12 protein-coding genes are annotated in these 15584 nt (G+C 52.6%); 1 reads left to right on the forward strand and 11 read right to left on the reverse strand.

What is annotated here, in order from left to right; all coding sequences use genetic code 11:
* Positions 1-97 precede the first annotated feature (97 nt).
* The 8 genes from kamA to speE form a co-directional block, all read right to left on the reverse strand.
* Positions 98-1375, reverse strand: coding sequence for a lysine 2,3-aminomutase (gene kamA / locus ACFQNG_RS02915; protein ID WP_379863475.1), 1278 nt, complete (start codon positions 1373-1375; stop codon positions 98-100).
* Between the two features lie 95 nt (positions 1376-1470).
* Positions 1471-2508: an L-erythro-3,5-diaminohexanoate dehydrogenase gene (gene kdd / locus ACFQNG_RS02920; protein ID WP_379863332.1), complete on the reverse strand. Its 1038-nt coding sequence runs from the start codon at positions 2506-2508 to the stop codon at positions 1471-1473.
* A gap of 122 nt (positions 2509-2630) precedes the next feature.
* On the reverse strand, positions 2631-4040 hold the full coding sequence (locus ACFQNG_RS02925; protein ID WP_379863333.1) for a sigma-54 interaction domain-containing protein: 1410 nt from the start codon (positions 4038-4040) through the stop codon (positions 2631-2633).
* A gap of 149 nt (positions 4041-4189) precedes the next feature.
* The gene (locus ACFQNG_RS02930) at positions 4190-5659 is read right to left on the reverse strand and encodes a protein kinase domain-containing protein (RefSeq protein WP_379863334.1); all 1470 of its coding nucleotides are present in this window, start codon (positions 5657-5659) and stop codon (positions 4190-4192) included.
* A gap of 287 nt (positions 5660-5946) precedes the next feature.
* Positions 5947-7617, reverse strand: coding sequence for an arginine--tRNA ligase (gene argS, locus ACFQNG_RS02935; protein ID WP_379863335.1), 1671 nt, complete (start codon positions 7615-7617; stop codon positions 5947-5949).
* 1 nt (position 7618) lies between these two features.
* Positions 7619-8035 (reverse strand): YwiB family protein, encoded by a 417-nt coding sequence (locus ACFQNG_RS02940; protein WP_379863476.1) that lies wholly within the window; start codon positions 8033-8035, stop codon positions 7619-7621.
* 134 nt (positions 8036-8169) lie between these two features.
* Positions 8170-9042, reverse strand: coding sequence for an agmatinase (gene speB / locus ACFQNG_RS02945; protein WP_379863336.1), 873 nt, complete (start codon positions 9040-9042; stop codon positions 8170-8172).
* Between the two features lie 3 nt (positions 9043-9045).
* Positions 9046-9885 carry a polyamine aminopropyltransferase gene (gene speE, locus ACFQNG_RS02950; RefSeq protein ID WP_379863477.1) on the reverse strand — a complete coding sequence of 280 codons (840 nt, stop codon included), beginning with the start codon at positions 9883-9885 and terminating at the stop codon, positions 9046-9048.
* Positions 9886-10089: 204 nt separating this feature from the next.
* On the opposite strand from speE, the gene ACFQNG_RS02955 reads away from it, so the two are divergent.
* The gene (locus tag ACFQNG_RS02955) at positions 10090-12126 is read left to right on the forward strand and encodes a transglycosylase domain-containing protein (protein ID WP_379863337.1); all 2037 of its coding nucleotides are present in this window, start codon (positions 10090-10092) and stop codon (positions 12124-12126) included.
* Between the two features lie 66 nt (positions 12127-12192).
* On the opposite strand, the gene ACFQNG_RS02960 is transcribed toward ACFQNG_RS02955, so the two are convergent.
* The 3 genes from ACFQNG_RS02960 to ACFQNG_RS02970 all read right to left on the reverse strand — a co-directional run bounded on the left by ACFQNG_RS02960 (position 12193) and on the right by ACFQNG_RS02970 (position 15570).
* Positions 12193-12417 (reverse strand): hypothetical protein, encoded by a 225-nt coding sequence (locus ACFQNG_RS02960; RefSeq protein WP_379863338.1) that lies wholly within the window; start codon positions 12415-12417, stop codon positions 12193-12195.
* 223 nt (positions 12418-12640) lie between these two features.
* Positions 12641-13150 (reverse strand): YwhD family protein, encoded by a 510-nt coding sequence (locus ACFQNG_RS02965; RefSeq protein WP_379863339.1) that lies wholly within the window; start codon positions 13148-13150, stop codon positions 12641-12643.
* Between the two features lie 224 nt (positions 13151-13374).
* Positions 13375-15570: an ATP-binding protein gene (locus ACFQNG_RS02970; RefSeq protein ID WP_379863340.1), complete on the reverse strand. Its 2196-nt coding sequence runs from the start codon at positions 15568-15570 to the stop codon at positions 13375-13377.
* Positions 15571-15584: the final 14 nt, after the last annotated feature.

Raw genomic sequence — 15584 nt, forward strand, 5'->3', positions numbered from 1 at the left:
ACGAAGCTTGATTCACAGCTCCCAGTAATACAGCTTTCATCCACAGGGTACAGGCAAAAATCTTCCTTCTCTGGGGGGTTGTCATTATTATTCAGCCTTATCTGCTTCCCATCGCTTCATCGAGTGGTGTCCGCCGTTCTTCACGCGTTAATTGTTTGGGTTCCAGGTTGATCCGCTGGTCGCTCATAAGCGCCGCCACGCCCAATTGGTCTCCGGCCTGCCTACAATACTCGCATGAATCTTGGTCGTGAGGATGATAATGCTCCGGCTCCGGATAGCTGGAAATCACCCCTTCAAAGTTGCGCAATATCGTCTTCGTCGGACTCTGCGAAATGATATAGTTGGGGCTGAGCGGGATTTTTCCGCCACCCCCCGGCGCATCGACCACAAACGTCGGAATGGCGTATCCGGAAGTGTGGCCGCGCAAGTACTCGATAATCTCCAGCCCTTTGGACACAGGAGCCCGGAAGTGCCCGATCCCCTCCGATAGGTCACACTGATAAATGTAGTAAGGTCTTACACGTGTTTTGACCAACTCATGCATCAACTTTTTCATCACATGGGGGCAATCGTTGATCCCGGCCAGAATAACGGCCTGGTTCCCGACCGGCACGCCCGCGTCGGCCAACATCTCACAAGCCCGGCGCGCTTCCGGCGTCAACTCTTTCGGATGATTGAAATGGGTGTTGAGCCAGACGGGATGATACTTTTTCAGGATGGAGCAAAGCTCTTCGGTGATGCGTTGCGGGAAAACCACCGGGGCGCGTGTGCCGATGCGGATAATCTCCACATGCGGAATCTCCCGCAGGTTTTTCAGCAGATACTCCAAAATCCGGTCATTGACCAAGAGTCCGTCTCCGCCCGAGAGCAACACATCACGGACGGTGGGGGTGTTGCGAATGTAATCGATGCAGGCATCCATCTGCTTTTTGGGCACGCCCATCCCGATCTGCCCCGAAAAGCGGCGGCGCGTGCAATACCGGCAATACATCGAGCATTGGTTGGTGATCAGGAAGAGGACGCGGTCGGGATAACGGTGGGTTAACCCTTTCACGGGGGAATCCGTATCCTCCAACAAGGGGTCGGCCATATCATAAGCGGTGCGGTACAGCTCGGAGGATATCGGCACCGATTGCATGCGAATGGGGTCTTTGGGGTCATCCGGGTCCATGAGCAGGGCGTAGTAGGGGGTGATGTTAAGCGGAATCGTCTGGCTGCTGATATCGACCCCTTCCGTTTCTTCCGGGGTCAGGTTGATGACTTTGCTCAAGTCTTCATAGTTGCGAATGGTGTGGGTCAGTTGCCATAACCAATCATTCCACTGCTCTTCCGTCACATCTTTCCACAACTCGATCTCACGCCAATCTCGATTCATCTGATGTCCATCCCCTTTCATATTGTCCATTCTCCACAAGCGTTGCTGCGCATCGGTGCTCTCAAGCCCCATCTACGTTGGACAAACCCCCATCCTTACGAGAACCGGCGGCAAAACCAGTCATACAGTGAAGGACACTCGCGCAGGCTCTCCAGCGCCAAGGCGGCATGCCCCGGCACATACCCATTGCCGATCAGCATTCGCACATCCTTCCCCACACCTTCCGCTCCCAATGCCGCTGTCGTGAACCGGACCGCCATGCTGAAGAAAACCACGACACCGCCCTCTCTGGTCGCCAGGATCGCCGGCAGCTCGGTATGGGGGACATTGACACAGTTAATCGTCAGATCCGCCAGCCCGCCACGCGTATGTTCAGCCACCGCCTCCAAGACCCGCACCGGATCGGTCGCATCCAAACAGATCACATGGTGGGCCAATCCCAACCGCTCAATCTCCCGGCAAGCTTCGGGATTGGACTCAAGCGCAATCACGCACCCCTGTTGGCCGGCTTTTTTCCAAGCCTGGTATAAGGAAAGCAATCCCGCTTTGCCGCCCGCTCCCATAATCACCACCGTATCCGTCGCTTGAACCGATCGTGCGGTCTGTGCCGGTGCCCCGCATACATCAAGCGCGGCCAAAGCCACCGTCTCAGGCATATCCTGCGGCAACACAGCATAAGGGGCACTGGCGAACAAGACCGCTTTGCCCGCCACGCCAACCTGTCCCGTCTTAAGCGCAATGCCGTCAATCTCTTCCAACCGTAGCGGGGTCAACGTCAGTGAAACGAGAGAGGCGATCTTCATGCCCCGCTTCAATGTTTGGTCGGGAAAATCGGAGCCCACTTCCGCCACGGTGCCGATCAACATGCCGCCCGAGCCAGTGACGGGATTATGCATCTTCCCACGTGCTGCCACAATCTCGGAAATGCGCCGCTTGATGCGTTCCGGATCGCCTTCCGCTTCTTCTTTTAACTGTTGGAACGAAGCTGAATCAATATTCAGCCGCTCCACCTCAATCAATAGCTCATTCGTCCACACCTCGGGTGTGGCATCCAATTTCCAAGCCGGTTGGGGCAACACCCCTTTCGGTTCCAACACCCGGTGCAAGCCATAGTGATGACCCTGTCTGCGCAATACCCCTCCTCCTTCCCTCGGCAGTCATTCTTCTAACATGCAAAAACCATGCCACACCAAAACACGGGCGTTTCGGCATACACTTTTTCTCCACAACAAAAAAACTGCCCAATTTCAGGCAGTCATCCTCTCTTTCCCTTATTCAGCTTTTTCAGTTTATATTGCAAGGTCTGACGGGGAATGCCCAGCCGTTTGGCCGCTTGCAGCACATTCTCGTTCGCTTCCCGCATCGCCTCCCTGATCATCGTCGCTTCCACCTCTTGCAAGGCCTCCCGCAGGCAGGTCTGATTGCCTTGAAGCCGAATCACTTGGGCCGGCTTAACCGCGTGAAAATGGCGGGGCAGGTGTTCCTGGCGCAATTCCTCCTCCAACGCCAGATTTAACGCCCCTTCCACAGTATGCTCCAGCTCGCGCACATTGCCGGGCCAGTCATACCGCATAAACGCCTCCAACACCTCATCCGCGATCCGTTCCACCGGCGAATTCCATTGCCCTTTGAATTTCCTGAAGAAGTACCGGGTTAAGCACTCGATATCTTCCGGACGCTCGCGCAGGGGAGGCAGGTGAATCCCCACCACGTGGATTCGGTAATAGAGGTCGCGCCGCAACCGCCCCTCCCTGATGCTGAGGAGCGGATCTTCATTTGTCGCCACCATCACCCGCACATCAAACGACCGCAGCTCCGTGCCGCCCACCCGGCGCACCTGCCCATCCTCCAACACGCGCAACAGCTTCGCTTGCAGATCGATCGGCATGGCATGGATTTCATCCAAAAACAGGGTGCCCCCATCCGCCAACTCAACCAGTCCCGGGCGGTCTTCTGCTCCGGTGAAAGCGCCGCGCGCCGTGCCAAACAGGATGCCCTCCAACAATGAAGCGGGAATCGCCGCGCAGTTTTGGACAATGAACGGTTGACTCTTACGCGCCGAGTCGCGGTGGATCGCCTGCACAAACAACTCCTTGCCCGTCCCCGTCTCCCCGATCACCAACACGGGGGAATGGGTGCGCGCGGCACGCTTGGCCCGCTCAATCTCCCGCAACATGGACCGGTTCTGCGTCACGATGTCATCAAAGGAGTAAAAGCGTTGCGCTTCCTGCCCACGTTGCCCGCGCGGATGTCGTATCCGTTCTTGCAGGTGGAGCACTTGATCCGACAGTTCTTTCATGCGCGTCAGATCCTTGGATATCTCCGCCGCCCCGACCACCCGCCCTTGCTGGGACCGCAACGGAATCGTGCGGTTGATCGTTGTCACCCGCTTGCCGTTGCGATTCATAAACGTTTGTTCCCGCTCTTCCAGCGGCTTGCCTGTCTCCAGCACACTCAATAAGGTGCTGCTCTTTTGCGTCAAGGACGGAAACGCCTCCAACACATGCATGCCGATCACTTCTTCCACATTCATCCCATCCAGCTGCGATGCGACTCTATTGTAATAAATGGTCATGCCCTCAGCGTTGACGATATGAATCCCTTCATCCAAGCACTCCAGAAACTCTACGATCATGTCTTGCTTCATCCCAGGAGTAATCAACAAGTGAGACAACTCCTTTCTTTATCATCTATCCGAGCTGCCGAAAATTGATCAATCCATGACAAGAATTCATCCATATCCCTTCCATTTTAACGAAAGATTCTGTTATTTGTCCAGAAAACCCCCGTGTCCTTAAAAAAAGAAAAGATGCCTCACTTCTCGGCATCTTTTCGCATAAATTCGGGGAGTTCCCCTTTTAATTGCAACAAAGCTTCCGCCGCGCCGACGCGCCTTGACTCCCCGTTCACCTTCTTGGAGCGGTAGACCTCGATTTTCACAATCCCATTCTTCGTTGTTTGCAACATGCTTTTTGGGAATTTCACAGTGAAATTCGTATCCGTCCACTGCTGGTCGGCTTCTTTCTTAAAATGGACGTATCTCCCCATAAACAATGGACGTGAACTGATTTGGTCCACCACGTAAATCGTATAATGAAAACCACTGTCCAACTCATTATTCACTTTTAATGAAACATGATAATTCCCGTCTTTCCCCGACACTTTGATGTCGCGAAAATAAATGCTCTCCTTGCGTGACTCCTTGGGTATCTCTTTCCACCATTTGTAATTGCCTTCCGCATCATCGGCCGGGGCGGCGATGGCCTGTTGCGGGTTGCCCGACTGCCCCTTGGTCGAGGAAGGGGTTGAGGAGGATTCCCCCTCCAAATTGCCCAGCTGAAACCCAATAAACAACAACGACGCCGCCGCAATCCCCGCCACCGCCCACCAGCGCTTCTTCCAGTTGCGCGGGGCCCGCTCCGTCGGCTTGATTTCAAACGTTTCCACATACGCATCCACAGGTTGAAGCGAAGCCAGGACTTCCTCCAAGGCTTCCTGCATCTGCCGCGCCGTTTGGTAACGCTGCTCCGGATCTTTCGTCAGGGCTCTATGAACCACTTCGCACAATGCCGGTGGAATCTCTTTGTTGAACGTTAACGGGTCAGGCACCGGATCGTGTATATGCTTTAACGCGATGGAGACCGAATTGCCTCCGTTAAACGGCACCCGCCCCGTCAGCATCTCATACAGGACCACGCCGACAGAGTAGAGGTCGGAGGCGGCGCTCACCTTTGCCCCTGACGCTTGTTCCGGCGAAAAATAATGCACCGATCCCATCACATACCCCGTCTGCGTGATGGCTGACACCCGGGGGAAATAAGAGATGCCAAAATCGGTCACCTTATACTGGTTACCCGGCGCAACCAAGATATTGTGGGGCTTGATGTCGCGATGAATGATCCCTTTTTGATGGGCATGGTGCAATCCTTCACAAATCTGGATCGCAATTTCAATCGTCTCTTTCGGCTCGAACCGGCCACGTTTCTGGATCATGTCCATCAGGGACGGTCCTTTGACATACTCCATCACCATATAATATATCGAGTCCTCACGTCCCACATCGTACACATTGACGATATTGGCGTGTGACATGCTTGCCGCAGCTTTCGCTTCACGAATAAATCGGCGAACTGAATCTTGATCATGACTGAAAGAGCGATTCATCACTTTGATGGCCACATATCGGTCCAAAAGCAAATCTTTGCCCTTGTAGACGACGGCCATGCCCCCGCCACCGATGCGCCCCAGAACCTGGTACCTTCCAGCCAGTTTTGTTCCTTCCATCGGATTCATTCTCCTTATATCCATTACGTTCAAGTCATCAACTTAACCGGGTCTATTTTTGGTTAGTTGCTCCTATGGGTGTTCCCATCTACTAACAAACTTTCCTGCACTTCTATTATCAATCTAGATTCCCCTGATGGATGTTACATTTTTTTAAACAATTCGCCAATCTTTACTAATGGACTCGGGAAATAGATATTAAAACACAGCAAAGGAAAACCATCAAGGCGCAAAGAAACCCAACCCTGCAGTATGGCAAAGGTTGGGTTTCCGTTTATTTGATACAGTTACATCCGCTCCGGCGCCGACACGCCGATCAAGGCCAAGCCATTTTGCAACACTTGGCGCACTCCGGCAAACAGGGCCAATCGCGCTTGGGAGAGGGCCGCATCATCGGTGATGACGCGATGGGCGTTGTAATAGCTGTGGAACTGGGTCGCCAAATCATACAGATAGCGGACAATCCGGTGTGGCGCCAGTTGTTCCGCACTCGCAACCACTTCTTCCGCAAACTCACCCAGCTTTTGCAAGAGATCCAATTCCTGCTCCAAGGTGAGACGCGCCAAATGGGCCTCCCCCCACGAGGGCTGAATGCCTTTCTCCTCGGCCTGACGGAAGACGCTGGCGATGCGGGCCGACGCATACTGCACGTAGTAAACGGGGTTTTCGTTGGACTGGGACACAGCCAAGTCCATGTCAAAATCCAGATGCGCATCCGGGCTTCTCATGACGAAGAAATAACGCGCCGCATCCACCCCCACTTCACCCATCAATTCTTCCATGGTCACGGCTTTGCCGGTCCGCTTCGACATCTTGACCAATTCGCCGCCTTGGTACAGCTTCACCATCTGGGTGACAACCACTTCCAACTTATCGGCATCGTATCCAAGCGCGCTCAGCGCCGCTTTCATCCGGGGAATGTAACCATGGTGGTCGGCGCCCCAGATGTTGATCAACCGGTCATGGCCACGGTGCAACTTGTCGCGATGGTAGGCGATGTCCGGTGTCAGATAAGTAAATGACCCATCCTGTTTGATCAACACGCGGTCTTTGTCGTCGCCAAAAGCCGTCGATCGCAACCATAACGCTCCATCCTGTTCATAGGTGTATCCTTTTTCCTTCAGTTCGGCGATCGTTTGCTCAATCGCATCCGATTGATACAAGGACAACTCGCTGAACCAGACATCAAATTTCACCCGATACTTTTCCAAATCGGCTTTGATCTTGGCCAATAACTTCTGTTTGCCCACTTCTTTCACATAGGCCAACCGTTCTTCCCGCTCCAGGCCCAAGAGGCGTTCCCCTTCTTCTTGAACCAATTCCCGCGCGATATCGACGATCTCCTGCCCTCGATAACCGTCTTCCGGGAAGGCGACTTCTTGGCCCAACGCTTCCAGATAGCGCGCCTCAAGCGACAACGCCAACATGTTCATCTGGTTTCCTGCGTCATTGATATAATATTCGCGGGTCACGGCATAGCCCGCCGCTTCCAGAATATTGCACAGGGCATCACCCACCGCGGAGCCGCGGGCATGTCCCAAGTGCAGATGGCCGGTGGGGTTAGCGCTGCAAAACTCCACATTCACCTTTTCCCCTTGGCCCGCATTGGAACGGCCATAAGCGGTCCCGCTCTGTCGGATCTCTTTCAACACGTTCACCAAGAAGGACCGATCCATAAAGAAATTGATGAAGCCGGGGCCGGCAATTTGCACTTCTAGAATGTTGCCGGCGCTTCGGTTCAGCTCCGCCACGATTTGCGCGGCGATCTCGCGCGGATTCTTGCGGGCGATGCGCGTCAACTGCATCGCGATATTGGTGGCAAAATCACCGTGCGCCTTTTCCCGTGGCACTTCCAACACCACTTCCGGCACGCTCTCTTCCGGCACCAGCCCGGTGCGGATGACAGCTTGTCTGATTTCTTGCTTCAACGCTTCCTTCATCTGTTCAAGCGGATTCATCTCACTTTTCCTCCATCCACTTCAAACTCAATTGATATTTACCCAAATCCTGGCTACCCATCGACAACATAAATGAAAACTGGATCTCTCCTTCCGCCTCTTCAAGTCGACGCTGATAGGAGAGGGTGGTTACTTCCATTTCGGTCTTGCCCGCTGGGGTATGTACAATACTCTCCACCTTTTTGCCTGGACAATACGTTTGCCTATACGATACGGGTCCTTGCCGTGAAATGGTGATTTGGCCTTCGAACGATCGAACAGAAGTAAACACTTCTTCCGGCGTTCCCTCATACTCCTTGTATTTGAGTGACCATTCCCCATTCTCTTTGGCCTCGAACCGACCCGTCAAGGCTTGTTCAATCACTTCTGGCTCTTGACCCACCTCATGCTGTATCACCGATCGAATATGGATTTTCACCGGGATCAACAGTGCCCGCCTCCCCCATTTTTCTAATACCTGTATCTTAACACTGGTTGGGACTCATTTACCAGCCGAATAAAAAAGCTTCCCTGCCCATCGTGGGAGGGAAGAAAGCCCGTTGCTATCCACATTTATTTGATGAACCCGAGCAGCATTTCCCGAATCAACTTCGCCGCCACCACCGGGGTCTGTTCGCTGTGATCATATACAGGCGCAACCTCAACCAGGTCCGCACCGACCACCTTCACATCCGAACGGGCGATGGCGTGGATCGCCGCCAGCATTTCCCTTGAAGTGATTCCGCCCGGTTCAGGTGTACCGGTGCCCGGCGCATGGGCGGGATCGAGGGCATCAATATCGATCGTCACATAGACGGGGCGACCGGCCAACGCCGGCAAACACTCTTGTAAGGGCTCTATCACATCAAAAGGATAAAAATGAATACCCGCTTCTTTCACATAGGCCACTTCATCCTTGGTCATGGATCGGATTCCAAACTGGTACACGTTTTGCCCACCGATCAGTTCGGCGATTTTGCGCAGGGGGGTGGAATGGGAATAAGGCTCCCCTTCATAATCGGTGCGCAGATCGGCATGGGCATCGATATGAATCACAGCCAAATCGGGATAATCCTTGTACACTTCTTGCACGACAGGCCACGTGACCAAGTGCTCGCCGCCCATCCCGATCGGCATCTTCTTCTTATCCAACACTTGACGCACGAATTCCCCGATTTGCCGCAGGCTTTTCTCCGGGTTCCCGAAGGCCAAGGGAATATCCCCGGCGTCATAATAAGTGATTTCAGTCAGTTCGCGTTGCAAATAGTGGCTATATTCTTCATGGACCAAGGATGACTCCCGAATCCGGGCCGGACCAAACCGGGAACCCGGCCGAAAGCTGACCGTCCAGTCCATGGGCATGCCATACAACACCGCTTGGGATTGTTCCAAGTCATCGCTGGCTCCGATAAAGACATTGCCGGAGTACTTCTCATCAAAGCGCATGGATTACTCCCCCTCTGTCTGCAACAGTTCCAATACGAATTGCGGCAAGGAGAACAGCGCTTTATGCAGTTCCGGACGATAGTAACGGGTATCGAAGGCATGCAGTTTAGACTCATCGACATGCAGCGGGTCATACTTCTTCGAACCGATCGTGAAGCTCCACAGCCCGCTCGGATACGTAGGGATGCTGGCGGTATACAGACGCGTGATTGGGAACGTGCCCGAAATATCACGGAACACCTGACGGATCAAATCCCGGTTAAACCAAGGGGATTCCGTCTGCGCGACCATGATGCCGTCTTCTTTCAGCGCTTCATAAATCTCTTCATAAAATGGTTTTTGGAACAGCCCCACCGCCGGTCCGACCGGTTCCGTCGAATCGACCAGGATCACATCATACTTGCCTTTGTTGTCACGCACATGCTGGATTCCATCGGCCACTTGAATGTCCACGCGCGGATCATCCAATCCACCGGCAATCTTGGGGAAAAATTGTTTGGACGCTTCGATCACCTTGCCATCGATTTCAGCCAACACGGCTTGCTCCACACTAGGATAGCGAAGGATCTCGCGGATGGCGCCGCCGTCTCCCCCGCCGACAACAAGGACGTTTTTGGGGTTGGGATGGGTGTTCATCGCAATGTGGGTGATCATCTCATGGTACACAAACTCGTCCCGATCGGTGGTCATGACCATGCCATCCAACACCAGCATGTTTCCAAACTCGGCGGTTTCAATCACATCAAGCGTTTGAAATTCCGATCTATCGTGATGAAGAGTCTTATTGATCTTCGTCGTGATTCCATGATTTTTCGTTTGCTTCTCTGTATACCAGAGATCCATCTCTCTCATTTCCATTCCTTATTACTCCTTCCTATGTACAACTCTAACTTACTAAGAATAATGCATGATCCACATAGTTACAATCATTTTCACAAACCAGATAAACAACCTTTTTTCAGGTATATTCTTCCTGCGACCTCGGCATAATATTCTTGCCTTTATCGAAAAAAGCTGGAAGGAAATACCGAAAAAGGAGCTAGGATCATGAGGGAACAGCCATCCTCAACCCAATACGAACCAATCAAAATCCATTTGATACTAAAAGGATTATCGTTCCTTTACAAATTAGCAAAGGGACTGACATGGACTCTCGTGGTCGGAGCTCTCTTATCCGGTCTGATGCTCCTGTATCTGAAATCCCGCCCGCTCCCTGTTCCCAACTTTTTTGCCCCATCCATGTTGTACGACGATCAGGGACAAGTATTTGGCCGCTTGGACGATGGAGAAGCACGGATTCCCGTGCGCTTGGCGGACTTGCCTCCTTCTTTGATCGCCGCCACCTTAGCGGCAGAAGATAAAGATTTTTACCGCCATCACGGTTTTTCAATCAAAGGCATTCTCCGGGCGGTCGCCGTGAATGTCAGAGAGGGGCAGATTGAGCAAGGCGCCAGCACGATCACACAACAGTTGGCGCGCAACCTGTACCTGACACATGACCGGACTTGGTCACGCAAGATCAAGGAAGCGCTTTTGACGGTTCAGTTGGAACTCCATTACACCAAAAACCAGATTTTGGAGCTTTATCTGAACCAGATTTATTATGGGCATGGCGCTTACGGTGTGGGACGCGCAGCCAAGCTTTATTTCAATAAAAAGGCCGAAGATCTCACCTTGGCCGAATCCGCCTTTTTGGCGGGCATCCCACGCGGACCTTCCCATTATTCCCCGTGGCACCATCTTGATCGGGCCAGGAAAAGGCAACACCATATCCTCGACTTGATGGCGAAAAACGGCAAGATCACCTCAGCGGAAGCCCAGCAAGCCAAACAGAGCGCGCTCGCCCTTGCGCCGCAAACCAGACCTAAGCAACTGAAGGCCAACTACTTCCGCGATTATGTCATTTCCACCCTGGTTAACCGTTATGGATTGGATGAGGCCATGGTGCGACGGGGCGGATTAAAAATCTATACCACTCTCAACACCAGCATGCAACGGGCGGCGGAACAAGCGGTGAAGCAGTATACAGGGCCCACGCCGGAATTGCAGGGCGCCTTGATCTCCGTTGATCCTCGGACAGGCTCCATCAAAGCGATGGTGGGTGGCAAGGATTATCTCACTTCACAATACAATCGTGTGTTTGCCAAGCGCCAACCGGGCTCTTCATTCAAACCCTTTCTGTATCTCAGCGCACTGCAACACGGCTTCACACCGATTACGCGCATCGAGAGCAAGCCGACCACCTTCGTCTATCAAGGGGGGACGTACAAACCCGCCAATTATCGTGACCAATACGCTTATCGCCCCATAACCATGCGAGAAGCCATCGCCCGTTCCGACAACATCTATGCGGTCAGCACTTTGCTCGCGATCGGGATGGACCGGGAGATTTCCCTCGCTCATCAACTGGGCATCAAAAGCCCGCTCAAAGCGACCCCTTCGTTGGCCTTGGGCAGTTATACCGTCTCGCCTTATGAAATGGCGGAAGCTTATGCGACGATCGCCAGCGCTGGCGTCCGCCATCCCTTAGTGGGCATCACCAAAGTGGTCGACCCGTTCAACCGCATTATCGTTCAGGAGCAGAACCAACCGCAGCGGGTTGCTTCTCCTGCTCACGCCTTTGTCTTGACCAAGCTGATGTCCAGCGTATTGGAACCTGGCGGCACGGGCTATCGGGTCCGTCAACAATTTACCCGCCCCGCCGCCGGGAAAACGGGAACCACCGATTGGGACGGCTGGATTGCCGGTTATACGCCCGATTTGGTCACAATCACTTGGGTTGGTTACGATCAGGGGAAACGCCTTCCCCATCATCAAGCCAGGTTGTCCCAAACCATCTGGGCCCACTATATGAAAGAAGCAACCAAAGGCCAGCCAGTCAACGACTTCCCTGTTCCCGCCGGAGTGAAAGGCGTCTACATCGATGAGGAAACGGGCAAATTGGCGACACCGCTTTGCGATCGAGTCCGGTTTGAATACTTCGTCAGCGGCACCGAACCGAAAGAAATCGCACCGCAACATCGGATGCCCGAGAAAGATCCGACACTCTGGGAACAGTTGGTCGATTGGTGGAGCCGGCTTTAATCCACCTTCCGCTCCGCATTGGAAAACAGCCCCATGCCCTCAATCAAGGGACATGGGGTTGTTGCTCTAGCATTCGGTGCTGCCGCCGATTCGGCCTTCACCGTCGGCCAAAACACCATCATTCAGCAAGGTGATTTTGCCCGCCGCCGCCAGCTCCTTCATCACTTCATACATGCTTTCTCTTTTCTCTTCTGGAAGAGACCGAACATATGCATTGATTTCTTGTTCGGATACATTGGCACGGAAATGAGTGCCACCATGCCGCGCAAAATGTTCTTGGATATTTGCCATCTTTACCGCCTCCCTATCGCTTAGCTTGCGCAAAAGAAGCGGAAATTTACCATTCCATTTGTCAAAATGCCATCCGATTGCGCCAGGCTCGCTTGCAAAACAAAAAATGGCGGACAATTGTCCGCCATTTTTTGTGTCCTAGCAAAAGATTCCGAAACCAATACTAAGTGTACTCCTGCCGGATTTAAGCGGCAAGAGTCATCGAAGTTTGTTCACATTTCGTTCACTTTTGTGATGAGAGCTGTTCTTTTAACTCTGTTTTGCTGTTTGCCCACATTTCCTCATTGTGATTGATGAGCAGCTCCTTCAATGCGGCCTTTTCCACTTCGCCCATCTCCGCCACTTTGATTCGCCGTTTTAACGCATCATCCATGCGGTTGACATGAAAGGCGAGGTTTTTCCAACCGACGCGTTTCTCCCGATCAATCCGCATCGGGCAAGCCGTTACCCCGGCATAGTATGGGCCTTGTTCATTCCGGTCGACAGCCACCCATACGACCCAATACAAGGTGCCTGTGGTCACTTCATCCTCATTGCTGGTAAACTTAATACCCCGTTCCACCGCGCTTTTGGCATGAATCAAGCCCAGGTCGATCTTCGCTTTATCCCCTTCAACCAAGACGGAAGAGAGATTGTTCAGGTTGATCGTTCCCGTATGATAAGCCCCATGAGTGGTGGATTTTTTGCTGAGAATGTTAAATTGAATCTCTTTTTTGTTACTCATATATTCCACTGCTACGAAAGCGCAGCGATGCTTTCGTAACGGTTTACCCCCCTTTCCGGTTCAGGTTGGCCAACCAACGGATGGGCTGACAACCTCCTTCACTTATTTTACAAGATTTATTGCCGAAAATCCCTCGCTTTTTCACACGGGAAATCAACGAAAGGGGGATGATCCGCATCGATCCGGCCTAAACGGAGCGCAACCAACGCATCCATCAAAAAGCCTTCCCATCTTTACCTCCCGGCAAAACCCGCCGCCTCATTGGTTTGGGACATGATCGGTGTTTCTGGGGCAACGGCGGTCTCCGTGCGAACCGTTTTCCCTTTTTTCCGCTTGATCTCTTGCTGTTTTTCCCTGATTGGCTCCACTTTGGCCTCTTTTTTCTTACGGGGCTTCCGCTTCCGACCCGCTTCGCCGGCCGGTGGCTCCATCGCTTTTTGGCGTCGTTGTTTTTTGGCTTGTTCATCTTCGGTTTCCGGTTCGTTCGTTTGGTCTTCTCCCAACACCGCTGCTTGATCGGGCGGCTCGGCGGAAGCCACTTCTTCCAGTGAAGGAGAAGGAGCTTCGTTCTTGTCACTTTGGCTTCCTTCTACCATCGCCGGGCACTCTCTCGCATCTTGCCCTGCGCTCGCGGTTTCTTCCCGGGCTTCGGCGGCGATTCCTTTTTCTTCCGGTTTGCTCGCTTCAAGCCGGGGGGACGGTTCCGGCGCCGTTTCGGGCGGATACTCTTCCGATACAACCACCTCACCCAAGGTCGTCTGTTTCAGCGGAAGCTGGATGTTAAACGAAGTCCCCAAGCCCAAATTGCTCGTGACGCACATGATTCCTCCATGGTCTTCGATAATGCGATGGCAAATGGCCAAGCCCATTCCTGTCCCTTCATCCTTGGTCGTGAAAAACGGTTCAAAGATGCGGTTATACAATTCCGGTGGAATTCCATTGCCGGTATCCAACACCCGGATCTGTACCTGGTCTTCGCACATTTGCCACGAGACCTCCACCGTCCCTTTCTCCTGCATGGCTTCCAACCCGTTTTGCACCAAGTTGATCAACACTTGCTTCAATTGTTCGGCGTCCGCTTCCATCACAACGGGTTGATCCGGCGGATGTCCGATCAGTTCATGCCCCATCAAGAGAGACTTGGGTTGCAACAGGCTAAGCACGTCATTCATCAGGCGATTCAAATTGAACCGGGTCACCTTCACCGGCTTGGCTTCGCTCAAATTAAGGAATTGCTTCAACAAGTCATTGATTCGATCGATCTCCGGCAAGATAATCGATTCCCATTTTTTCACCGCTTCCGACTCGGTGGCGGAGATCTGGACAAAGCCCCGGATCGAAGTGAGCGGGTTGCGGATTTCATGCGCCAATCCCGCCGCCAACTGCCCCAATGCCGACAGCTTTTCCAATCTTAGTCGATGCTCCTCTTCTTTATCGCGCAATTGACGCTGGGCGATCATCAAGCGATCCTCCGCTTGGCGTATCAGTTGAGCCCCCGTCTTCGCCTCGGCGGGGTAGGAGGCGGACGCCAGGCAATAGTTCAACAAAGAATGGCTCGCCTTTAACTCGGCCAAGACAAACTCCACCGTTTCAATCAAGCGCCGCAATACGGCGCCATCGCCCATCAACCCGATCGCGAACTGGTCCCCATCGTAGCGGGCAATTCGGGCCGAAGGGGGCAAATGGCGTTTCAACTGGTTAGCGATCTGCACCAGCAACCGATCACCCGTGTCATTTCCTTCTTTCATGTTGATCTGCCGAAAGTTGGTTAAGTCAAAACAGACGACATGGTATGAAAGCGGATTCACGCACCGGGACAAGCCGCGGGTCACTTGCTCCTGAAACCCATGAAAATTGTACAAGCCCGTCAGGGAATCGCGGAGATACGTTTCTTCCAGTTCTCTTTGGAATTCCCTAAGGCGTTGGTTGGAGACATTTTTTTGGTAGATGATGTGGCGCGTTTTCTCTTTCTGTTTTTTCAGTTCAAAAAATCTGTCCCGCACTTGATCGCTGATCCAGGCAATCCAAATAAACAACAAGCAATGGCTCACCAGCTCAATCACCCGCAAATAGCTCCATTCAGTAAACGAAGATATTAGTATATATGAGATAAAAAAACTAGCAGTTATAATATTGGTTTTTTCATCGGTGGCACGGAATAACACATAACCTAAAACAATTAAATATACCGTTAAAATAGGGATTGTTTGCGTAAAAATATCAAGCAAAGCGATCGTACCGACAATGGTTGCCATATAGCCATAACGCGGAAATTGACTCACTCGTTTTTGGTTTAAGATCAACAGGAAACTTAACAGCGTTGTAATCAATCCCACACTGATCCAATGGAGGGACGGATGAACAGAGAAGAGCTGCTCAATAAATTGATATAGCCAACCTTTACTCTCAACCGCCTGAACATCTAACACGACCATTTCCACCC

Source organism: Laceyella putida, from assembly GCF_042665195.1.
In the GTDB taxonomy this organism is placed as follows: Bacteria; Bacillota; Bacilli; order Thermoactinomycetales; family Thermoactinomycetaceae; genus Laceyella; species Laceyella putida.